The sequence below is a fragment of the Anabaena sp. UHCC 0451 genome, assembly GCF_034931405.1.
Lineage (GTDB): Bacteria > Cyanobacteriota > Cyanobacteriia > Cyanobacteriales > Nostocaceae > RDYJ01.
The window spans coordinates 30981-53855 of the sequence record NZ_JAYGHA010000037.1 but is presented as its reverse complement, the minus strand read 5'-3'; the positions used below and the strand labels follow the sequence as shown (position 1 = coordinate 53855).

Below are 22875 nucleotides of genomic sequence, written 5' to 3'. Positions count from 1 at the left end.
AGCGAAGGAAACCCTGTAAAGTTCGATATCAATGTCGGTGCAGGAAGTTCCAATCCTTACAACCTGACGAATGTTAATGATACACTTTACTTTACAGGTTATGACGATGTTAATGGCACTGAGTTGTGGAAGATTGACAGCGAAGGAAACCCTGTAAAGTTTGATATTAATGTCGGTGCAGGAAGTTCCAATCCCTATAACCTAACTGACATCAATGGCACACTTTATTTCTCAGCTAATGATGGTATTAATGGGACTGAGTTGTGGAAGATTGGCACTGATGGCACACCAGTATTAGTCAGCGATATCAATCAGCAGATGGGGAGATTATATCCTTATAACCTCACCAATATTGATGGTACACTTTACTTTACGGCTTATGATGGTAGTAACGGTTATCAGTTGTGGAAGATTGACACTGATGGCAATCCCGTGAAAGTCAATGATTTTGGCAACGGGGGATTTATTTACTATATGGGAAAACCCATTGACAAAATGGAACTGATTCGCACTTTATCTTCCGGCGGATCTATTACAGTTGATTCAGGATCAATTAGCATTAATAGTGCGCCAACGGTTGCTAATCTCATTGTTGACCAAAAAGCGATCGCCAACAAGGACTTCAGTTTTACTCTTCCATCTGACACCTTCACAGATATAGATGCGGGAGACAGTCTGATTTATACTGCGACTTTGGAAAATGGTGATCCTCTGCCCAGTTGGTTAACTTTCACGGCTACAACCAACTCTTTTAGTGGCATTCCTGCAAATCAGGATGTGGGTAATTTCAAGATTAAAGTTACAGCTACAGATAGTGCTGGGCTGGCTATCAGTGATGTGTTTAAATTGGTAATCAAAAACCCGATTCATGGTAAATCAGGTGCAGATCACCTGAGAGGAACTAGTAGCAAAGATAGCATTTTTGGATGGAAAGGTAATGATCGCCTCTATGGTCGTAGGGGTGATGATACCCTCAATGGTGGGGATGGTGACGATACCCTCAATGGTGGTAGAGGTGACGATATCCTCAATGGTGGTAGAGGTGACGATATCCTCAATGGTGGGAATGGTAATGATATCCTCAATGGTGGGAATGGTAATGATACCCTCAATGGTGGGAATGGTAATGATATTTACGTTGTCCGCAGTTTGGGAGACACGATTGCAGAAATTGAGAATGCAGGTATTGATACTGTCAAAGCCGCTGTCAGTTGGGTATTGGGAGACAATTTAGAACGTCTGTTCCTGATTGGTGATGACGCAATTAACGGTACAGGTAACAGTCTTGACAATACCATCCATGGAAACAAGGCTGCTAATATTTTGGATGGTGGAGATAGTGATGATAAACTCTATGGTCGCAGAGGTGACGATACCCTCTATGGTGGAGTTGGTAATGACTATCTCTATGGTGGTAGAGGTGATGATCTGCTGATAGGTGGTGTTGGTACAGACAGGCTAACTGGTGGAATTGGTAGCGATCGCTTTACACTAAATAATGCCCAAGCTGGAGAGTTTGATACTATTACTGACTTCGCTGTTGGTGATACTATCTTGATTTCTAAGTCAGAATTTGCACTCAATCAAGAATTAGGGACTCTTGACTCTGCTGTGTTTAGACTTGGTTCTAGTGCTATCTTAGGCAGCGATCGCTTTATATACGATCAAAGAAAAGGCCAACTTTTCTTTGATGCTGATGGATTTGGTGGTAATACACAAATTCAGATAGCAATGTTTTCTAATCGGGCATCTCTCAGCAGTACAGATATTATTGTGACTTAATCCAGTATTTAGTCATCAATTTTTCCTGTGATCAAAATCTTAATCACAGGAAAAACAAATTTAGTCATGTCCGTTTTTTCCGATCACCATCCCGCTAGAAATACAATTTATCACTCCTGCGCCCCAGCTTGTCCTAAAATCTTGGCAATTGTGCGATAACTATTAAATTCTGCAATCATCAACGCTGTATAACCACCTTGATTTTTTAAATTTACATCTGCCCCGGCTGTAATTAACATCTGCACTGCTTGAGTATAACCCTCAGCAGTAGCCCACATTAAAGCTGTTGCCCCAACTGGGTCTGGAAAATTTACATCTGCACCTGTTTCTAACAGCAACTTGAATATATCTGGATGGTTATCTACTATGGCTTTGACTAAAGCGGTTTTACCATCATCTGCTAAGGCGTTGATATTAGCACCATAATCAAGTAATATTTTTACGGTCTGGGTGTGTCCTTGAGATACTGCTAAAGTCAGGGCAACTTCACCAAAGTTTTTCTTGTCCATATTTGCCCCAGAAGCCAGTAAAGCTGCAACTATTTCACTATATCCCTGAAATGCTGCTATTAATAGCGGTGTATCACCCAGATGATTTCTCAGTTGCACATCTGCACCACACTGGATTAATATTTTTACTGTCTCAAGATGGTCTTCGACAACGGCACAGTGCAAGGCTGTTTCACCTTCTTTGTCTTGATGATTAATTTCTGCACCTGCATTTAATAAAGCTGCAACCATATTACTATCACCTGCGGCTGCGGCTGCTAACAGTGCAGTACCACCATCAGGGTTTTTGAAGTTAGCATCAGCCCCATGAGACAATAGTGTTTGGACTACATCTAAATATCCCAAGTCTGTAGCTATCATTAAAGGTGTTTCACCTTCAGCATCTGGGGTATTGACAAAATCACCATTTTGTAGTATTGCTTTAACAACTGCTGTGTAGCCTTGTTTAATAGCTAGTTTTAGCGCAGTATCATCATCTTTGTCGGCAATATTGGCATCAGCACCCGCAGTTAAGAGGATTTGCACAACATCGAGATGACCTTTTTGGGCGGCGACCATTAAAGCGGTACTGCCATCTTCATTAATGGCATTGATATCTGCACCTCTAGAGATTAAAAGTTTGATAATATCAACTTGATTATTACTAGCGGCGAGCATTAAAGCTGTTAAACGATATATTTTTCTAGGTAAATTGATATTAGCGCCAAAATCCAAGAGCGATCGCACAATTTCTGTATAACCTAAATTAGCTGCAAACATTAATGCTGTAGTGCCATTACCATCGCACGCATCCACTTTAGCACCAGTTCCTAATAGTTCACGCAGCTGCTTAATATCGCCACTTTTTGCTGCTTTGAGTAGATTATCATTATTTTCAGTCATAAGAAAACTTCCGCACTGGTAGATATTCCTGAATTTAGCCTCAAAATTTAGTCTGAAATGGTTTCAGCACTTTGGCAATAGATAAGAAGAAAGAACAGTCCTGAATCAATTTATGCTAAGTTTTATTAAGATTTAATAATTTGGATAACCAGGCGATGAGTCTAGAACTTTCTCCAGAAGTGAAATATGGGTTGAACTTCTTTCACCCAGCCATGATGTGGATACTATTAGCACTTTCACTGTATGCTACTTACTTGGGTTTGCAAGTACAGCGTACCAGAAATGCCCAGGGTGAAGAAAAGAAAGAACTGATTAAAGGTAAATATACAATTAAACATCACCAAATTGGCTCTATTCTTTTAGCTTTGATGGTAGCAGGTTCAATTGGTGGTATGGCTGTCACTTACATCAATAACGGTAAATTGTTTGTTGGACCTCACCTATTAGCTGGTTTAGGGATGACAGGCTTGATAGCATTTTCCGCGTCCCTATCTCCCTTTATGCAAAAAGGCGCAAATTGGGCGCGTGCAACTCATATTGTGCTAAATTTTGGAATTTTAGGACTATTTATTTGGCAAGCTTTTTCAGGTGTAGAAATTGTTCTCAGAATTCTCACGAAAGCGTAGGTAGTAGGGGCGAAGCATTCGGGCGATAATTTATCGGTTTTTCCCCACGTTTATCTTCCGAATGCTTCGCCCCTACTAATGATGCTAATGATGCTTTTTTTGAGAAGTACCAGGAAAGGGAATGTTGAGAGACTGATGAAAATCTTCCTGAACTTTGCGGGTTAAACGACGGGAGACTTGACGAACAATTTGATTAAGTAAGCGATCGCCTGTAGATTGAATTAAAGAATGTGGTAAACGCTGAATAAATCTGGGAAAATGAAGCTCAACCATCAAATCTAATTCCCATTCTACCCTCGTGATTTCAGCAGCACCTTCGACTAAGTGCATTGTTGCGTTATATTCCACATCATAACCAGGAGCTTGATAATCTGGGATAGGAATTGTCCGAATATGGTATTTTCCATCATTTGGGTCTAACAATTCTAAACCAATTTTCGGCTCAACTTCATAACCAAAAGAGCCAAACCGACCAATTACCAAAGCATAACCATTTTTACCCAAAGGTTGCACCGTCATGGGTTCAGCACAACGCACAAACCATAAAGAATGAGAATTAAGGTATTTAGCCACCGCATCATGAGGGGCGTACATTTCCATACAGTCTTCATGATGACTATAGAACTTACTTAGTCCTCGATGAGTTTCTTTCGATTGAGATTCATCTACGGTTACGCTTGAACCCGTTGGTAGAATTGATTCATTTCTTTCCAGAGGTTGAAATTCCCAGTTGTTTGCTACCATAAGTAAGTTTTTTGTATATTTAAAAGTTTGTCTATACTAATGATTCCCAGCTAAGGAGTATTTTTTCACACAAAAATGTAAATTTCATGAAAACATTAAAAATCTGTCATCAACTCCACAGAATCACTACAATAGAGAACGAAACCAGCACATATTAGTTTCCCAGCATAACCTTAATCATGAAAGCATTTGTAGCAGGAGCAACAGGTGAAACAGGTCGTCGCATAGTACAAGAATTAGTAGCTAGGAATATTCCCGTTCGCGCCTTGGTACGAGACCAGCAAAAAGCTCAAGCTATCCTCCCTCCTGAAGTTGAATTAGTTGTAGGCGATGTTTTAGCCCCAGAAAGCTTAAATGCGGCCTTAGGTGATAGTACCGTAGTCCTGTGCGCCACAGGTGCAAAACCCAGTTTTGAGCCAACAGGTCCATATAAAGTAGATTTTGAAGGTACAAAAAATTTAGTAGAAGCAGCTAAAGCCAAACAAATCGAGCATTTTATCTTAGTTTCTTCTTTGTGTGTTTCCCAGTTTTTTCATCCGCTTAACTTGTTTTGGTTAATTTTAGTTTGGAAAAAACAAGCTGAAGAATACATTCAGAAAAGTGGACTAACTTATACAATTGTGCGGCCAGGAGGGCTGAAAAATGAAGATAATTCTGATGTTATAGTTATGCAAGACGCTGATACTTTATTTGATGGTAGCATCCCCCGGCAAAAAGTGGCTCAAGTTTGTATCGAGTCCTTGTTTGAACCTGCTGCACGTAATAAAATTGTCGAAATTGTCGCTAAACCTGAAGCTACTCAAAAAAGCTTCCAGGAATTGTTTCAAGAAATTAGTAATTAGTAATTCGGGAACAATTTAGGGGCGAAGCATTCGGGCGATAATTTATCGGTTTTTCCCCAGTAGGGGCGTTCGCGAAGCGTGCTGGAAGCATCAGCATTCGGGCGATAATTTATCGGTTTTTTCCCCAGTAGGGGCGTTCGCGAAGCGTGCTGGAAGCATCAGCATTCGGGCGATAATTTATCGGTTTTTCCCCAGTAGGGGCGAAGCATTCGGTCGATAATTTATCGGTTTTTTCCCCAGTTTATTTTCCGAATGCTTCGCCCCTACAACTAATAACTAATGAATTTTAAACTTAAAGGCGTAGAAAAATTAATTGGTCCGGTAGCAGCACTTCTGGGCTTTGTGTATTTTTTTCAATGGTACATTTTTGGAAATTTGCGGACTTCAACTTATGATCCCGTATTTGAGAGAAAACAACCTCCTTTAGTCATGACAAAGGGAGATCCTTACATCCGTGCTTTGATGCGGACTATTTCTTTTAGTGAGGCTAATAGTAAGCGTCCTTACTCTCTATTATATGGTGGTCAACAGATTAATGATCTCAGTCGTCACCCTCAGATATGCGTCACCATTGTCACCGGACCAAATACAGGTAATTGTTCTACAGCTGCGGGTAGATATCAAATTATTAATACTACTTGGTTTGAAATTGCGCCCCGTTATCATCCCCATCCTTCGCAGTTGATGTTCTGGAACAATTACAGTTTTGAAGCTGAGTATCAAGATGTAGTGGTTTACCGTTGGTTGAATGATGCAAAAGTTTGGGGAGTTGATATTTCTCAACTGCTGCGTCAAAAAAAATTAACTGAAGTTTTACGGCGACTTTCCCCCACTTGGACAAGTTTAGGATATGGGATAGAAACTAACTCTAATACTCGCTTTTTACCTCAAGTTTATCAGCAGCTTTTGCAAGAAGAATTAGCAGAATTTAATCAACCAAAACCAGATACTTCTGCACCATCTGCCGATTCTGTAAATCAATTAAAATCGCCAGAAAAAACTCCCAATTAAATTGCTAAATCAAAAATTCGCGAAAAATTTGCGGAGATTTTCCACAAATGCCCATGTATTTTCTAAGTGAGTATTATGTCCAGCTTGTTTAATTATTTGGAGTTTGGCTAACTCAGTTCTATAGGAGATTGCTGTATTAATATTGACGAATTTTTCATCAAATTCACCAACTAATAAAAGTAAAGGTAGTTGATTTTCTTCAATTTTATCCCACAAAGAAGGCTGGTATCCAGTACCCATAAATTGTAGTGATTTTCCTAGTTCTAGAGGATTATTGGTTAAACGACTTTCTAGCATTCTTTGATATGCTGGATGATTTTTGATATTACCGAAAATTGGCAGATTATACCAATTGTTCAAAAAAGTATGAAATTCATTTTCATCAATTATCCTGATTAATTTGCAGGTAATTTGATAATCACTTTTAATTCTGGCTAATCTTTCTGCATTTGTTGGTAATCCTGGGGATGCTGATTCTAATACAACTTTGATAAATCTTTCAGGGAAATACAAAGTAAGATATAATGCTAATCTTCCTCCCATTGAATACCCAACTAAAAAGCATTTTTGGATATTTAAGTTATCTAATAAGTTAATGATACCTTGGGCTGTTGATTCAATTTTATAGTATTCATCACCTCCTAAAACTTGAGTTTTACCATGTCCTGGTAAATCTAGAGTAAGATAAGAAAAATCATTATCTAGTAATTTTATTGCTGCATCGAATTCTTCAATATTACCCATGAAGCCATGTAAAAAAAGGATAACTGGTTTGTCTAGATTCTTAGTAAAAGAATAATGGAAATTATAGTTTTGTTCTGGTAGAGTAATTTCGGGAGAATTCATATAACATTAATTAGAAATTCTTTAAGATTGAATATAGGCATAAAATAGCATTTATTTTACTGATTCCGAAAACGGACAAATACTGAAATATGTAATAATCTTTTTAAGTAGTTCTTGCTTAAATGAGTGGTTAATTTAAATTTAATAAGAACCAAGATTACGAGATCATACCTAATTGATAATTTATGTACACTTCCACTTCTCTCTCAGAAACTCTCCGTCACCGTCGTCAAAAATTAGCAGGATTAATTGATGTTCCTGCTGTGCTTTGGTCTGGTGGTAGCAGTTCCCGCAACTTCCCCGCTAATACCTTCCCATTTCGCGCAAATAGTCATTTTCTCTATTTTGGCGGAATTCCTCTACAAAATGCCGCTATTCGCCTAGAAGGGGGGAATCTACAGTTATTTATAGATGAACCTCACCCTAGCAGCGCCCTTTGGCATGGAGAAACGCCCACTCGTGAGGAAATAGCCACTAGAATCGGTGCTGATGATGCTAGGCCGATGGCAGAATTAGAAGATTATTTGGAAAATGCTGCTACTGTTTCCGTTCAAGATGCGGCTACCTGGACTCAGCAATCACAATTATTAGATAGGTGGATTTTACCGAAAAATCAACTTGAGGGTATTGATTTAGATTTAGCTAAGGCGATTGTTTGCTTGCGTATTATTCACGATGAAGCGGCGTTAGTGGAATTACGCAAGGCGGCAGTGGTGAGTGTGGAAGCACACAAGAAGGGAATGGCTGAAACTGGTAAATCGAGACGAGAAGCAGAAGTCCGTGCTGCAATGGAAGCAGTAATTATGGGTCAGAATATGACCACTGCTTATACAAGCATCGTAACTGTACATGGTGAAGTTTTACATAATGGACATTATTACAATGCGCTACAACCAGGAGATTTACTTTTAGTTGATGTGGGTGCGGAAACAGAAACGGGTTGGGCGGCTGATATTACGCGTACTTGGCCTGTTTCTGGTAAGTTTTCGCCTACTCAAAAGGATATTTATGATATTGTTTTAGCGGCACATGATGCTTGTATTGAAAAGATAGTCCCTGGTGTGGAATATGGGGATATTCATCTTGTGGCTGCCATGATTATTGCTGAAGGTTTGGTAGATTTGGGAATTTTGCAAGGTAAGCCCGAAGATTTGGTAAAAATGGATATTCATGCGCTGTTTTTCCCCCACGGAATTGGGCATTTATTGGGTTTAGATGTGCATGATATGGAAGATTTGGGAGATTTAGCTGGGTATGAGGAAGGAAGAAAAAGAAGTGACCGTTTTGGGTTAAGTTATCTGCGTTTAAATCGTCCTTTGCGTGCGGGAATGTTGGTGACAATTGAACCGGGATTTTATCAAGTTCCGGGAATTTTACATGATCCCAAAATTCGTGATCAATATCAATATATAGTTAATTGGGAACGGTTACAAAAATTTGCAGATGTGCGAGGAATTAGAATCGAAGATGATGTTTTGGTAACAGAATCTGGAAGTGAAGTATTAACAGCCGCATTACCTAATCAAGCTAATGATATAGAAGATTTAGTCATGTCAGAGAAAACCAAACAAACAAAACAAAATTTAAGTTAAGTTAAGTTAATTGTGGCTGATTTTTCTGAGATTTAACAATAATTATCTACAAGCTTGTTGATAAAAAATATTCCCGACTTAACTTTTCAATGACTTGATAGATTTATCTTTTATTTCCAAAATATAAACTGTAGCAAAGGTGGCTAAAATACTCAGTAAAACAGCACTCAAATAATAAATTACAACCGAATAACTAGGTTCATCAGGAACTTGAGCGTTAGATATTTTAGTGGCGTTACCTAAGTTCTGATTTTCAGCGACTCGGCTTTCTTGAAGCTTTTGTAGTAACAGTGAATATGTCGATTGAGCCGCTTGTAGTTTGCGTTCTATTTCCCGTTGTTTTTGCTCTAATTGAGGAATATTTTGCAGGCGTATTCTGTAGGCATTTTGTAACTTGTAAAGAGTCAATAATTCACTATTTAGACCCATGCTAATTGACTCTAATTCCATAAATTTTGCTGTGAGTTGCTGTTGTAATGCTCCGATTTGCTGTTTACGATTGATGAGATTTTGAGTAGTTCCAGTAATCTGAATAATTCTGTTTTGCCATATCTTATTTAAAGCTGACAATTGTTGTTTTAAGGCGAGAATTTCAGGATGATTGTCCTGTAGAATAGCCCGTCTAATAGCAATTTTGGACTCTAACTGCTGAATTTCTTTGAGAATATCTTGCACTCCGGGAGATTGGTTGATAGAAGTCATCAATATAGCTTCCTTGGGAGTCATATTTAATTGTTGACTAATAGCTAAAGACTGACTACTAATATTAGCTAATTGAGCTTGGGTATCACCAATTTGCTTTTGCAAATCAGATATAATTTCTACTGCTTTATTAGCTTCTATTTCCAAAGCAATCACTCTGTTTTTTTCTTTAAAGTTCCGAAGTTCAGATTCTACTTTGCTAACAATTAATTCAGCATTGGGTATTTGTTGTTGTAAAAACTTACGGGCAGCAACCGCTTCATTTTGGGGCGAAGATATATTGTATTCTAAATATATATCCATCAAAGTATTAACAACTTGTGCGGCTCTATCAGGGTTTTTATCTTGATAAGATATTTTTAAGATATCAGTTTTCTGAATATTACTTACTGTCAGATTTTCTAGAAAAGCTTTGGTTGTTATAGCGACACCTTTGTCGTTTTTTAAGTTAAGTTTCTCTATAGTCTTCTGGACAATAGGAGTGGAACGTATCACTTCAGCTTCTGTATTTAAAGGATTATTTGTATCTTGTAAAAGTGATTCTAATTTACCTAACTCTGTTCCGACTCCGGTTAATGAAGATAGGGTATTTTTTCTGTGAAATTCCAATTTACCTTCGGCTACATAAGTAGGTTTTTTAAAAGATACTATGAGTAGAGATATCAGCATCATTGGCACAAATACCCGTAATCCTGGTAGCCAACGACGCTTGATAATTTGCACATAATCATCAAAAGTTATAATAGATTCTTGTGCTTCCATAACCATATTATTAACTCTCAATTAGTGACCAATAATCAATCTAGAATCTGATTTAGATAATTTATCAAAATTGGCGCTTTTTTGTAAAGCCTTATGCAACCAGTTTGAGTTCATATTCTAGGAAGTGATATCGTTGTAGATAAAAAATGATTTTGTGTTAAAAATGCGGTAATGGAAATTAGTGTTCTAGGAAAAATGCAATTAAATAAATTTTTTATCACCTAAGATATATAAATCATTCAATTCAAAATTTTGTTGATCATTTCAATGACGTGAGTTTGATCTAATGCGGTCATTCTTGTGTAGATTGGTAGACTAACTATGTGTTCATAGGCATAGGAGGCACAAGGAAATTGTTCTGTTCGGAGATTATAAATCTCACGCCAATAAGGTTGTAAATGTAGAGGGATATAGTGGACACTACAACCAATTCCTTGAACAGCCATTTTTTCAATAAAGGTATTGCGGCTAACTTTTACCGAGTCATCTAAACGAATTACATAGAGATGCCAAGAGTGAGTATCTTGATGAAGAGGTTGTGCTGGTAAATGTAAAGGCAAGTTTGCTAGTTCTAAATTATAATAATTGGCGATCGCATTTCGCTGTTTTTGTAGTTCCCAGACTTTCTGCAATTGATGTATACCCAAGGAAGCAGCTACATCTGTCATATTATATTTAAATCCTGGTGCAACTACCTCGTAGTACCATGAAGGTTTAGTTGAGGTGTAGCGGTCAAACGCGTCTCGATTGATGCCATGTAATCGCATGATTCGGCATCTTTGAGCGATTTCGGGGTTACGAGTTACTAACATCCCTCCTTCACCTGTGGCAATAGTTTTAGTGGCATAAAAACTATAGACTGTGACATCACTATTTAAGCTACCAATGAGTTGACCTTGATAGGTTGTGGGAATAGCATGAGCAGCATCTTCAACTACTTTTAATTGATACTTTTGGGCAATCTTTAAAATTGCCTCCATATCACAAGCAAGTCCGCCAAAATGGACGGGTATAATAGCCTTAGTCCGAGGAGTAATAGCCGCCTCAATTTTGCTAACATCAATATTCATCGTCGCCAAATCAATATCAACAAAAACCGGATTTGCTCCCAAGTAACGAATGACTTCTGCTGTAGCAGTGAAAGTATGGACTGTAGTAATAACTTCATCTCCTGGACCAATTCCTATTGCTTCCAAAGCCAGATGCAATCCAGATGTAGCGGAATTGACAGCGATCGCTTCTACACCATAACCCAAAAATTCCCCAAAATCCTGCTCAAAGCGTTTGGTTTTTGGTCCAGTCGTCAGCCAGCCAGAACGCAGGGAATCAACAACTTCAGCAATTTCTTCTTCACCAATATCTGGTAGAGCAAAAGGGATAAATTCATTCATTTTTTTATTTTTCTTCAGCTAATTTTATACACTTTTTATACACTTATTTACCGTTGAATCTCACGCACTAACATAAATGGCTCGGCAGCAGTAACACCAATGATGCTGCCCCAGTAAGCAGCACGAGTACGTAAAGCTTCCAGAGAACGCGGATGGGGAAAAGGGCGTAGTTCAGTTTTATATGCTGACATCGCGCTCAATTTGTTTTCTAAATGAGATGAAATATCTACAAAAACATTGGGAACAAAGTAATTTTCAACATAAGGTCCAGCCCATTCAGTTGCTGATGGAGTCTCATAACAGAGAATACGTTCCACAAATGATGTACTGTAGGGACGGGCAGCCGTTAAAGTTGCTTCATGCACAATCTGATGATCTCGATTAATATCTCCACGGTGGTGAGTATAGATAATTTGTGGCTTAATTTCTTGTACGACTTCCTCAATCCATTGTGTAATTTTAATAATCGGCAAAGTGTCTAGTATTTGATCGGCTAAACCAGCAAATCGGATATCAGTTTTCGCAATTCCCACATTGCTCGCAGCTTCAATAGTACAACTTTTGACTAAACTTATTGTTTCATCCTCATACCTTGCCTTGCCGCTATCAGCTACGAATGCTATGACAACTTTTTCACCTTGATGAATGTACCGAGCAATAGTACCACCAAGTCCCAAAATTTCATCATCTGGATGTGCAGAAATAACTAGAATTTGTTTTGGCATTTTTCAAACTTTTGAGCAATAAAATCCGTAAATATTCAGCTATAGCAATCGTTCATACCCAGATCCCCGACTTCAACAGATCATCAATTTATCATTTATGGACACAATAAACAAAAGAAGTCGGGGATCTGATCGCCTCACCTGAATTCTGACAAAAATCCCATTAATTAGGTGAAATAATTTTGCCACCAGCCATGATTGTGTCAGGTTTTAAATCAACATTGAAGAGCATATCAAGATAGCTAAGAAATGGGATAAAGTCGCCGTATGTTTGTTTATAAATAGGATACTCATATTCATGAAATTTAACTTCAACCCCTTGGTCTAAAAATTCTGTAACATCGAGATAATCCTGACCAAATCCACCAGATAGGTATGTATCTAAGCCAAGATATTTACAAATGTCTAGTAGTAGTTTAGGTCCCTTACCTGTTACTGGTATTTCCGAAGCTAAAACAAACTGGCAAGTAATTCCTAGCAGTCTTAACGCAGGTTGCCACGAAGCAAGATTAAGCTCAGTTAAGCTTTTATAGGGTTTTTCCAGAATACTCAATATCTCCGGTGCATAAGTTTTGTAATATGGCATTTTACCGTAGAGAGCCTTGAGAATTCCTTCTGCTTTAGACTGCCAAGGTTGATTCTGATTGAGATAGGTATCACAAATTAGTTGTTCTCTACTAACTTGAAGCATCGGCACAGTCAGCCACTGTGTTCCTTTATTAGTCTTTAATTTCGCTCGGTTTTCCTCGTGACGGGGGTTAAATTGCACCGTGTTAAAAATGACAAATACATCTGCTACCATCATGCGGTGAAGATAATGAAGTCCAGGAAAAAACCGTGGCTGGCTAATAACACAAACAGACATTAAACACCTGCTCGATAAAATTAGGGATTTGAGTATTTTGTTTTTATGCGATCGCTAAAAATCGGATTCAAATATTTCACCCAAAATCAGCGTTTTATCCTTGAAAAACTAAGCGTGAATTTAACTTGTGCGTGATGGTAAACAGTGGTTTCAATTTCATTAAATCACATTAATAGGGTTTTTCTAATGAGTCAGGAATACGATCAATTACTGCAAATTGAACTACCGCAGTGATCCTTGGTCTGGTTGAAGAATTTGTATTTGAGCGATGAACTATATCACGATGAAATCCAATCATATCTCCAGGATCAGCTATAAAATGGATCTCTTCATAATCCGCGAGAATTGTTTCCATACCTTTGGGTAATAGAGTTGTAGATCCGTTTAAGGCAATTTGCTTTTCAAATGGCAACTTACCAAGCTTGTGACTACCCCTAAGAATACTCATCGTTCCATTCTCTTGACTGGCCTGCTCAAAAATGGGGACACAAAAATTTAAACCAGTTGCCTCTTCTAAAAAATCATAGGTACTTTCTTGATGCCAACTCCACATCGAGCGCGTATCATTAGGAATGGAAAAAATAATATGTGAATTTACGTCAATTATGGGATGATCAGACCCTAAAATTAGTTCTACCCATCGCGCACATTCTTCACGCAGCGTATTCATTACTGTTAGATTGGTGCTTAAGGTGTGCAGCCGATATAATATCCCATCACCCTCCAAGTGTAAGCGGGTAATTGTATCAAAAATTGATTCATCTTTCTTACTTTCAGGACGAATAAGATTAGCCAATGACTCGCGTATAGCACTCATTGTTGTTTCAGAAATTGCCTGGCGCTTGATAAAAAAACCATCATCTTCTAAAGAAGATTTGATATTAGTAAAACAATCAAAATCTGAACGAAGAACATTTAAAATATTCATATTGAAACTCCATAAAAAAATAATTGAGAAGGGATTGTACTGTTCAATAAAATTCAGTAGGATGAAATATTTATTTACAGTATTTATGCAGTCTGACGCACCCTACAACAGATTTTTGGTGTGACACTTGCGTAAGTCCTAACTTTTTCAGAAATCACCTAAGCTAACTCTTGCTGTTCAAAAGTAGGTGGTTGTTTTTTAGGTGGAAACCAGGAGTAAACTAATAAACAAAATATGGTTTTTGCAATTACTTTCAAGTCGAGAAGTAGACTTTGCAGTTCCAGATAACGTATTCCCTCAGTCAACTGGACTGGAAGATGTCGCTGGAGATACCATTCTTGAATGCTTACATTTCCAGATGGTGGATCGTGATAGGTTAAGTCTGGGTACCATTCCAAATCAGCGGGACAGACGATTCCTGGACGAATTTGGAAAATATTTTCGAGAGTCAACCTTTGTTTAGGTGTGAAATATTTATCGACAAGATCCCATTCTATTGGGCGTATAGGACCGACAATTGACATCTCTCCAATTAGCACATTCCAAAACTGAGGAAATTCATCAATCTTGAGTTTACGCAGTATTCTTCCCATAGGTGTGATCCGGCTGTCTCCTTCTTCTGTAATCTTTTGATTAGGTGTGTCAGTGTTGACGAACATGGTACGAAGCTTAAACATATAAAATGGCTTACCTGCTAATCCAGCCCGTTTAGCTTTGTAAAAAGCTTGACCTGGAGAAGTTAACTTTACTGTCAAAGCACCGAGTAATATCAGTGGAGAAGTTATGAAGAGTACAAAACTAGCAAAAGCAATATCGAATAGACGTTTGATAACCTTTTGATTATTCACAAAATTCTCCTAGCTGACTAGGTTTCAAAACTATTGAATTTAGGACAAATATGTTGATCTTGATTGGATTTAAGTAAACAAAAATTTTTACTTTCCCAAGGCTCAACTTGGTTGAGTTAAAAGACGGTGATAGATATCTGCATAGGCATCTGCTACTTGGTCAAGACCAAAGTGTTTCTGGACGTGTAATCTACTTCGTTTTCCCATTAAGGTTCTTTGTTCTGGAGAACTTAGAAGTTCCAAAATTGCTGTAGCCAAAGCTTTGGCATCTTTGGGAGGAATTAGTAAACCATTCCAGCCATCTCGCACAACCTCCTTACAACCAGGCATATCAGTTGTAATTAAAGGGAGTTCCATCGTTGCAGCCTCTAACAACACCCTGGGAACACCCTCACGGTAATAACTAGGTAATACAAATAGATCAGTTAAACTCAAGAGAGTGGAGATATCATTACGAGGTCCAAGATAGCGAACAATCTCTGCTTGCTTTTTAACTTCTTGCATTGATATGGCTTGATTTCCTTCCGAAGCCAAAGGACCAACCAAGAGAAACGTGACATTTTTCATCTGCTCACAGACTATCTTAGCTGCTTGAAGATATTCTCTTACCCCTTTACAGACAACAAGACGAGAGATCATTGTTACCACAAGTTGTCCTTCCAGTCCTAAATCTCTTCGTATTTCTGCAAGTTGTTCTGATTGAGGACGTTGTTTGATCAATCCTTCTACATCAATACCTGATCCCAAAACTAAATCATCCCGACCATCCTTTACCATATTGTGATTGTGAAAATATTGGCGATCATCATTGTTTTGAAAGATGGTGATCCCAGTTGCTACCGCAGCCTGACGCTGGAGGTGACGATATATAGGTCTAAGGGCAAGTGCTAAGGTGGATTGAGAAGAAAAGACATAGCCCATTCCAGTTATTGTCCGTACACGCCCTGGAATTCCGGCTTTCATTGCCACAATAGGGGCAATCATGGCTGGTTTAGTATCAAAACCATGAATAATATCTGGCTGATATTGACTAAATAAACGGAAAAGTTGGGTGCGAGTGTGCATATCAGCCCAAGGATTTATTCCCCGATGCAAAGTGTATTGAAAATATGGAATCTGATGTTTTGCAAAAGTATTTCCATCTTCAGACCCAACAGCGCCAACATTAAATCCTCTATCTCGAAGTGCTAAAAGTAGAGGAATGCGAAGACGGATATCTTCGCCCCCAATTTGCCAAACAGTAGGCGATCCAAATTTTACTTTGTTCAAATTACTCCAACCAAGAGAAATATATTTGATCTTCAGAAATTAGCCCTTGTTCAAATAGGCTCACTTTTTTCCAGAATCCTGGTGCAATCGGTAGCCGAGATAGTAATATTTTGGCGACAATTTTTATTGTTATTTAACTCTTTAAGTAATTTAGCATTATTATTGGTTAATGGTAGCCATGATGGCAGATTCTTCTTAATAACAACCAGGGTTTTTTGCTAAAAATAAATCTTTGGAAAGAGAATTTTTACAACCTCGGTCTGCAATCTTTATTGTCTAGAAAGTCTTTCTATTTCCTCGCCTAATCGCCGTCGGGCTGATTCAAGGATGGTTGGATCTTGTGTCCAATTCTTCCAATCAAGACCTACATTTTGACTGACTGTTAATGCCCAATTTTTACGACCAAGATGTTTAAGTATTTCGATATATTCGTAATCCTCTACCCCTTCTCTGATCCACTTAAGCCTCATGGAAGGGACAACTCCTTTAATTCCTACCTGTTTACCAGGATAAACCAACATTCCGTCACCAGGATAGTAGTTGTTATTGTCAAAATAAGTTTTAACGTCTTCCCAGGGATTTTTTGTCCATAAATCAACGCGCCAGTATAACACTCCTGTTAGCCCAAGACTTTGATTAATAAAACCGTGGGGAATTCTGTAATTTATTGGTTTAAAGTCTATTTGCCATTTAGGAGAGTAACCATCTTGTACCAGAGCGTTATAAAACCAAACTTTGTCTCCTTTTTGCAGAACCTCAGCTATTCGCTTAGGAACTGCATCGTACATTGTTGGTAATACCGCCCAAATGTCTACAGCTGAACGCCCAGTTTTAGAACCATCATTGTAAAGAGAAGGGGTTGGGGTCATTGCTATAGCAGTTGAGATACCTGCTTTGTGAAAATTTCGAGACCACTGCTTCACTGATTTAATTAGATTTGAGCATTTATCAATCTCATCGGCATACCTAGCATACAAAAAGAGATCGGATTGATGCTTAACAGCAACTTGGCGGATTTCATCTACAGAAGGAGGTGATTTCATTGAACAATTATCGATATTAGCTCCACTCCAAAAGGGAAGACGATGGGAGGTGAGTCCCCACTGTTCAATCAGTTCGCGTTCATATACTGGATTGTAATGTGCCTTAGGCATTATCTTATGTTTGAGAAGTTCTATCATGTCGTTTTTATCTTCATGTTCATAGAACTCAAACTCTGAATTGAGTGATGGTTTTAGAGGCAACTCGAAATCCCAAACTTTTAAGAGGATTTTACCTGTGCTGATTCCTTGGTCACTAGTAACTGTAAATATCCCCTGGTATTGCCCAGATTTAGCATCACGCGGTACGAACACGTCTACCCAAATAGGTTGGTTATGGCCAGCTTGGAGGTTGAATGGAACTGCGTCTAACTCAGCACCTGTAATATCTGCTTGGGTGTCAGGATTAACAAACGGAATCAGTCCATCGGCATACCATCCCTGGCCAAGGGGTGGGTTGGTACTGCCTTTCTCATTAGGACTGGAATGGCTGACATAAACGTAATGTTCGCGATAGAGTGTAATATTCGTCTTGGGAATTACTTGATTGTTTTGATTGGATAAGTCTGAGAAAGAAATATTCACATTTGTCAGATCACTATTTGGTGCGCGAATGCCAATCTGAAAGGGTTCGTATTCCCCACGAGCAGCATAAAGCTGAATTTCATTTGTGCTTCTTGGTTGCTCTGTTTTTTCTATTCTTTCCAATGCTGATATCACCCATATAATGGGAAATTTTGAAGAGGAATTATTCGCTAATATACCTACACTTGAAAAAGCAAATAAAGTCACTAATATCCCCAAAATCCAGATGATAATCTTCGACTTCTGAATAAATCTTTTCTTCTCCTTAGAAATCAAATACATTTCAAGTTCTCCTGATTCAAATATCTTTGTGCTTATTCACAATTAAAAAGGAATGCTAAGTAGGTAGGCGTTGAAAATTGTCGTTATGGCAAGGCAAGAGGCAAGAGGCAAAAGGCAAGAGGGAAGAGACTTTCAGAGATTTTACATTTTGTTACATACCTTGGTTTTTTCGAGCCGACTTACTTAAATATATTCATAAAAAGTGAGCAAAACAACTTAATGGTTGACCTCTAACCATGCCTGGAACATCAGTACATCCCAGAGATAATATTGCCAATTGAATTTGCCACGTTGGTGTTCGTCCCACTTTTGGCGAATTGGTCGAGGATTAAAAAATCCTTCCTGTCGTAATCGAGACTCATTAAGCAAATCTTCTGCCCATTCCCGTAAAGGTCCACGCAACCAACTATCAATGGGAATACCAAAGCCCATTTTTGGGCGCTCGATTAGTTCCTTGGGTACGTACCTATACAAAACTTGTCTTAATAACCACTTACCTTGATTACCACGTATTTTCATTGATAAGGGGATTTGCCAAGCAAATTCCACAACCCGATGATCTAAAAAAGGTATGCGACTTTCAAGACTTACACCCATACTGGCGCGATCTATTTTTGTCAATATGTCATCTGGTAAGTAGCTGATTAAATCCAAGTACATCATGCGTTCTGTGAAATCTGATAGGCTGTCCAACAAATTCTGATTGCTCAAAACTGTGCTGAGTTCGGAACTACCTATGACAATTTCTTCTGGTGCTTGCCAATGGGATACCAAAGCCGCATAGATAAGATCAGGATTGGGAAATGGTAAGACACTTGCTAACTTATGTAATTTATCACCGGAAGCTGCTACTTTGAGCTTTGCTGGTAATATAGCATTTACAGCCGCAAAACTTTGATTCCAAGTCTGGGGGGAAATACTTATTAAAGCTTTGGCTGTAGAATGACGAACTACTTTCGGTATCCAGCCTATTTTCTGCCAAATAGTGCGTCCCCAAAAATAGCGATTATATCCAGCAAATAATTCATCACCCCCATCACCAGAAAGGGCGACTGTAACATAATTTCTGGCAAGTTGAGATACTAAAAATGTGGGAATTTGGGAAGAATCGGAAAATGGCTCATCATATAAACTTGGTAGTTTGGGTATAACTACTAGTGCTTCTTTTGAGGTTACATAAAGTTCTGTATGGTCAGTACCCAAATACTGTGCCACAGCTTTAGCATATTGAGCTTCATTGTAATCTTGTTCGTGAAACCCGATGCTAAAAGTTTTCACTCTTTGCTGACTTTGAGCCTGCATCAAAGCCACAATTGTAGAAGAGTCTATCCCTCCCGAAAGAAATGCACCTAAAGGAACATCTGCGAGCATTCGCATTCCTACGGCATCTTTTAGTAATGCCTCTAAATTTACTGTAGCTTCATTTTCTGACCCTGTGAAGGGATAAGCAACACCTGATTCTGCGGCCATTTTTGCCGACCAATAGGGTACTGGCTGAGGATCAATCGTTTTGCTATTCCAACTCAGGAGAGTTGCAGGTGGTAATTTATAGATGCCTTGATAGATGGAATAAGGTGCAGGAATATAGGAAAAACGCAGGAATAAAGCCAAAGCATCACGGTTGATTTCTGGCTGAAAATGGGGATGAACTTTGAAAGCTTTTAATTCTGAGGCAAATATAAAAGTATTATCGCACCAACCATAATATAGTGGCTTTTCGCCAATGCGATCGCGTCCTAAATGTAAAACCCGTTCTTGACGATCCCACAGTGCAAAAGCAAACATTCCATTAAATCGTTTGGTTGCTTCTAAAACTCCCCATTCACAGAAACTAGCCAACATTATTTCTGTATCAGAATGACCGCGAAAACTATATCCAACACTTTGTAACTGCTTTCTTAATTCCGGGAAATTATAAATTTCACCATTAAAAACAATTACATACCGACCATCAGCAGATATCATCGGTTGATGTCCTTGTGGTGAAAGGTCTACTATAGATAAGCGGCGGTGTCCTAGTGCAATTCCCACCTCTCTATCAACCCAACTTCCACCATCATCAGGACCGCGATGAATTAATGACTTTGACATTTGCTGCACAATTATCGGCAGGTTATCATTACTTATTTGTCTAGATATGTCCCAAAAACCAGTAATACCACACATGATTATTAATCTCTAGTTTTATTTTTGAGAAGGCAACAAATTTTCATAGAAACTTTCGTATTGAGGCACAACTGAATCTAGAGAAAATAAATTTATCACTCTTTCTCTGGCTGCTTTTCCTAATATTTCTCTACCCTGAGATCCTAAATCTATTAATTCTTGAAAAGCATTAGCTAATAACTGCGGATTTTGTGGCGGTACAACTTTTCCAGTATCACCAACAATCCAAGCCGAATCACCAACATCTGTAACTACACAGGGAACACCACAAGACATTGCTTCTCCTATAACTAACGGGAATGCTTCACCATACGCAGAGGAAAGAGAAAAAATATCTAATGCAGAGGCAATGTAGGGAATATCTTGGCGTTCTCCCAGTAAATGAACTTGGGAAACAATGCCTACTTCTTGAATTAAGTTTTGCAAGTTTTTATTTTTTTCATCTATGTTGCATCCTGCAAGTAGAAAGTGAACTGGGGAAAATTTCTGATGTAATAATTTCGCGGATTGGAGAAAATTAGCATGATCTTTCATTGGGTGATAACGGGCAAAAATTCCAATTAAAATTGTTTCTTTTGCTAATCCTAAATCGGTTCTTAATTTTAGTCTTGCTTCCTGAGATGGTTTGAAAACTGAAGTATCAGTTGCATTGGGAATCACACAACTATTTGTAGATGAATATCCAATTTGTTCATGCTGGATTCTACTATTTTTTGATACAAATATATTTTGAGATACAAAATGAGAAATATTTGCGCCGACTCTAATTACTGCCTGTGTCATCAATTTTTCAGAATTTAATGAACTAATAGAAAAGTGGATACTCCAAAAAACAGGAACTTTTGGTGATAAAAATAAACCCGCTAGGAAAGCTGCAAGATTACCGTGATACATCCACCCTTGAATTACATCTGGTTTTAAACAACGTATAGTCTGAACTAATCGCAATAATGTAGCAGGTGTTGGTATTCCTTGCTTCATGCCGATTGAATGTACAGGAATACCTAAGCTTTCAATGCGATCGCCGAATGTACCACGATCCATTAGAGAAATGACAATCGGGCTAAAAAGCTCTCGATTACTTTTAGATAAAAGGTTATAGAGCATTCTTTCAGCCCCACCAGTATTAAGCCCTGTAATTAAGTGACAGATCAAAATTTTGTCAGTTTTGTTATTCATTTGTGCATTAATTATTAACCTAAAAAATGTAACCAAATCCAAATAAAAGTAGTGATGAAAGTGATTTTATGATCCTAATTATTTAAAGTTTGCAAACAATGTGATATGGTCGTGGCTACCAAGTTATCAACACTAAAACATTCAACAATTTTTCTTCTAGCCTTTTCTTGGAGGGCTGTTTTCTCGTCATAATTTAATTCAATTAATTTCTTAATTCCGGCAGCTAAAGCTTCTGAATTATGAGGTGGGACAACTACACCCGTATCACCAACAATCCAGGCTGAGTCTCCTACATCTGTAACCACACATAGCACACCACAAGCCATTGCCTCTCCGATAGTATTACCGAAACCTTCCCCAAAAGCAGAAGCAGAAACAGCAATATCAAGAGCATTTTGAACCGCCCGCATATCCCCAAGCACTCCTGGCCAAATCACCCTTTTTGAGATACCTAATTCTTCCGCGATTTGATATATTTCTTGAATGTAATTTTGATCTGGTCCAGTACCCACACAGACAAAATATACATCTTGGTACTCTTGAGAAAGTAGTGCTGCTGCCTTGAGGAAATTAGGATGATCTTTCTGCGGATACATTCGCCCCACTAAACCAATTAAAATCTGGTTTTCTAAAATCCCCCACTCTAATCGGACTTTGACACCAGCTTCTCGGTCAGGTTGAAACCGTTCAGTGTCAATTCCATTAGAAACTACGACCATTTTCTCAACCGGAAATCCAGATTTCACATAATCCTCTTTACCTGCATGAGAATTGACAATTATCAAGTCAGCAGCATGAGATAAAAGATTATGTAATTTGCCTAGCATATTCACCACCCAATCAGTAAGATCGGCAGGTTTATGAGACATCCGAATTCCCCAAATAATTCGAGTTGCTGGAAAAAATGGCCTCACTAATATAGCAACTATATTTGATCCTGCCATATATGTATGCAACAAATCGGGTTTTATCTGTTGCAGATAACGAATTAAACGCCAAAAAAAGCCTATTAAATCCCAACGCCCCTGCTTTTCTAAAGAAATAACTGGGATGTTTCTTTCTTTTAGCTCCTTGTCTAAAGGACTATCAGAATAAAAGTGTAAAACTGTGACATCAAATTTTTCTTTATCAAAATCTTTGATTAGTGTCACTAATTGTCTTTGAGCGCCGCCATAGCCAAGATCACGAATGAGGAATACTATCTTTTTTTTCATCTTGTTTAGTAATTCAATAATTCAAATCGATTTTAAGTGATATGTTTTTGTAAATTATTTAAAAAAGGGATACCGTAGGTAAAGA

General features: G+C 38.3%; 19 protein-coding genes. 5 read left to right on the top strand and 14 right to left on the bottom strand.

Annotation, left to right across the window (positions count from 1 at the left end; genetic code table 11):
- Positions 1-1782: putative Ig domain-containing protein (locus VB694_RS21865; RefSeq protein ID WP_323362446.1), on the top strand; the 1782-nt coding region annotated here is incomplete at its 5' end.
- 110 nt (positions 1783-1892) lie between these two features.
- Here VB694_RS21865 and VB694_RS21860 read toward each other — a convergent pair.
- Positions 1893-3173 carry an ankyrin repeat domain-containing protein gene (locus tag VB694_RS21860; RefSeq protein WP_323362445.1) on the bottom strand — a complete coding sequence of 427 codons (1281 nt, stop codon included), beginning with the start codon at positions 3171-3173 and terminating at the stop codon, positions 1893-1895.
- A gap of 155 nt (positions 3174-3328) precedes the next feature.
- Here VB694_RS21860 and VB694_RS21855 point away from each other — a divergent pair, with 155 nt between their 5' ends.
- Positions 3329-3799, top strand: a complete 471-nt coding sequence (locus tag VB694_RS21855; RefSeq protein ID WP_323362444.1) for a DUF4079 domain-containing protein — start codon at positions 3329-3331, stop codon at positions 3797-3799.
- 84 nt (positions 3800-3883) lie between these two features.
- Here VB694_RS21855 and VB694_RS21850 read toward each other — a convergent pair whose 3' ends face one another.
- On the bottom strand, positions 3884-4543 hold the full coding sequence (locus VB694_RS21850; protein WP_323362443.1) for a DUF1997 domain-containing protein: 660 nt from the start codon (positions 4541-4543) through the stop codon (positions 3884-3886).
- Between the two features lie 179 nt (positions 4544-4722).
- Between VB694_RS21850 and VB694_RS21845 the strand changes: the two genes are divergently transcribed.
- Both VB694_RS21845 and VB694_RS21840 read left to right on the top strand, forming a co-directional pair.
- On the top strand, positions 4723-5385 hold the full coding sequence (locus tag VB694_RS21845; protein ID WP_323362442.1) for an SDR family oxidoreductase: 663 nt from the start codon (positions 4723-4725) through the stop codon (positions 5383-5385).
- Between the two features lie 279 nt (positions 5386-5664).
- Complete coding sequence (locus VB694_RS21840) at positions 5665-6396, top strand: glycoside hydrolase family protein (RefSeq protein WP_323362441.1); 732 nt, start codon at positions 5665-5667, stop codon at positions 6394-6396.
- A gap of 9 nt (positions 6397-6405) precedes the next feature.
- Here VB694_RS21840 and menH read toward each other — a convergent pair whose 3' ends face one another.
- Positions 6406-7242, bottom strand: a complete 837-nt coding sequence (gene menH / locus VB694_RS21835) for a 2-succinyl-6-hydroxy-2,4-cyclohexadiene-1-carboxylate synthase (RefSeq protein ID WP_323362440.1) — start codon at positions 7240-7242, stop codon at positions 6406-6408.
- A gap of 185 nt (positions 7243-7427) precedes the next feature.
- On the opposite strand from menH, the gene VB694_RS21830 reads away from it, so the two are divergent.
- A complete protein-coding gene (locus tag VB694_RS21830; protein WP_323362439.1) occupies positions 7428-8834 on the top strand; it encodes an aminopeptidase P family protein in 1407 nt (468 codons plus the stop codon).
- A 78-nt stretch (positions 8835-8912) separates the two neighbouring features.
- Here the strand turns inward: VB694_RS21830 and VB694_RS21825 are convergent, their stop codons facing one another.
- The 11 genes from VB694_RS21825 to VB694_RS21775 form a co-directional block, all read right to left on the bottom strand.
- Positions 8913-10304 (bottom strand): GumC family protein, encoded by a 1392-nt coding sequence (locus VB694_RS21825; RefSeq protein ID WP_323362438.1) that lies wholly within the window; start codon positions 10302-10304, stop codon positions 8913-8915.
- A gap of 233 nt (positions 10305-10537) precedes the next feature.
- Positions 10538-11689, bottom strand: a complete 1152-nt coding sequence (locus VB694_RS21820; protein ID WP_323362437.1) for a DegT/DnrJ/EryC1/StrS family aminotransferase — start codon at positions 11687-11689, stop codon at positions 10538-10540.
- Positions 11690-11736: 47 nt separating this feature from the next.
- Entirely contained in the window at positions 11737-12414 is a 678-nt protein-coding gene (locus VB694_RS21815; RefSeq protein ID WP_323362436.1) for a PIG-L deacetylase family protein, read from the bottom strand.
- Between the two features lie 163 nt (positions 12415-12577).
- Entirely contained in the window at positions 12578-13279 is a 702-nt protein-coding gene (locus tag VB694_RS21810; protein ID WP_323362435.1) for a WbqC family protein, read from the bottom strand.
- Positions 13280-13448: 169 nt separating this feature from the next.
- On the bottom strand, positions 13449-14207 hold the full coding sequence (locus tag VB694_RS21805) for a phytanoyl-CoA dioxygenase family protein (protein ID WP_323362434.1): 759 nt from the start codon (positions 14205-14207) through the stop codon (positions 13449-13451).
- 158 nt (positions 14208-14365) lie between these two features.
- Complete coding sequence (locus tag VB694_RS21800; RefSeq protein WP_323362433.1) at positions 14366-15055, bottom strand: sugar transferase; 690 nt, start codon at positions 15053-15055, stop codon at positions 14366-14368.
- 102 nt (positions 15056-15157) lie between these two features.
- Positions 15158-16324, bottom strand: coding sequence for a glycosyltransferase family 4 protein (locus VB694_RS21795; RefSeq protein WP_323362432.1), 1167 nt, complete (start codon positions 16322-16324; stop codon positions 15158-15160).
- A 269-nt stretch (positions 16325-16593) separates the two neighbouring features.
- Positions 16594-18231: a DUF4091 domain-containing protein gene (locus tag VB694_RS21790; protein ID WP_323362431.1), complete on the bottom strand. Its 1638-nt coding sequence runs from the start codon at positions 18229-18231 to the stop codon at positions 16594-16596.
- A gap of 216 nt (positions 18232-18447) precedes the next feature.
- Positions 18448-20397, bottom strand: coding sequence for an asparagine synthase (glutamine-hydrolyzing) (gene asnB, locus VB694_RS21785; RefSeq protein ID WP_323362430.1), 1950 nt, complete (start codon positions 20395-20397; stop codon positions 18448-18450).
- 18 nt (positions 20398-20415) lie between these two features.
- Positions 20416-21576, bottom strand: coding sequence for a glycosyltransferase family 4 protein (locus VB694_RS21780; RefSeq protein ID WP_323362429.1), 1161 nt, complete (start codon positions 21574-21576; stop codon positions 20416-20418).
- 74 nt (positions 21577-21650) lie between these two features.
- Entirely contained in the window at positions 21651-22790 is a 1140-nt protein-coding gene (locus VB694_RS21775; RefSeq protein ID WP_323362428.1) for a glycosyltransferase, read from the bottom strand.
- Between the last annotated feature and the right edge of the window lie 85 nt (positions 22791-22875).

Coding starts and splice junctions, on each gene's coding strand:
- VB694_RS21780 (WP_323362429.1), bottom strand. CDS start 21,576: ATGAATAACAAAACTGACAAAATTTTGATCTGTCACTTAATTACAGGG.
- VB694_RS21820 (WP_323362437.1), bottom strand. CDS start 11,689: ATGAATGAATTTATCCCTTTTGCTCTACCAGATATTGGTGAAGAAGAA.
- VB694_RS21830 (WP_323362439.1), top strand. CDS start 7,428: ATGTACACTTCCACTTCTCTCTCAGAAACTCTCCGTCACCGTCGTCAA.
- VB694_RS21850 (WP_323362443.1), bottom strand. CDS start 4,543: ATGGTAGCAAACAACTGGGAATTTCAACCTCTGGAAAGAAATGAATCA.
- VB694_RS21810 (WP_323362435.1), bottom strand. CDS start 13,279: ATGTCTGTTTGTGTTATTAGCCAGCCACGGTTTTTTCCTGGACTTCAT.
- VB694_RS21805 (WP_323362434.1), bottom strand. CDS start 14,207: ATGAATATTTTAAATGTTCTTCGTTCAGATTTTGATTGTTTTACTAAT.
- VB694_RS21815 (WP_323362436.1), bottom strand. CDS start 12,414: ATGCCAAAACAAATTCTAGTTATTTCTGCACATCCAGATGATGAAATT.
- VB694_RS21775 (WP_323362428.1), bottom strand. CDS start 22,790: ATGAAAAAAAAGATAGTATTCCTCATTCGTGATCTTGGCTATGGCGGC.
- menH (WP_323362440.1), bottom strand. CDS start 7,242: ATGAATTCTCCCGAAATTACTCTACCAGAACAAAACTATAATTTCCAT.
- VB694_RS21855 (WP_323362444.1), top strand. CDS start 3,329: ATGAGTCTAGAACTTTCTCCAGAAGTGAAATATGGGTTGAACTTCTTT.
- VB694_RS21845 (WP_323362442.1), top strand. CDS start 4,723: ATGAAAGCATTTGTAGCAGGAGCAACAGGTGAAACAGGTCGTCGCATA.
- VB694_RS21790 (WP_323362431.1), bottom strand. CDS start 18,231: ATGTATTTGATTTCTAAGGAGAAGAAAAGATTTATTCAGAAGTCGAAG.
- VB694_RS21860 (WP_323362445.1), bottom strand. CDS start 3,173: ATGACTGAAAATAATGATAATCTACTCAAAGCAGCAAAAAGTGGCGAT.
- VB694_RS21825 (WP_323362438.1), bottom strand. CDS start 10,304: ATGGTTATGGAAGCACAAGAATCTATTATAACTTTTGATGATTATGTG.
- VB694_RS21840 (WP_323362441.1), top strand. CDS start 5,665: ATGAATTTTAAACTTAAAGGCGTAGAAAAATTAATTGGTCCGGTAGCA.
- asnB (WP_323362430.1), bottom strand. CDS start 20,397: ATGTGTGGTATTACTGGTTTTTGGGACATATCTAGACAAATAAGTAAT.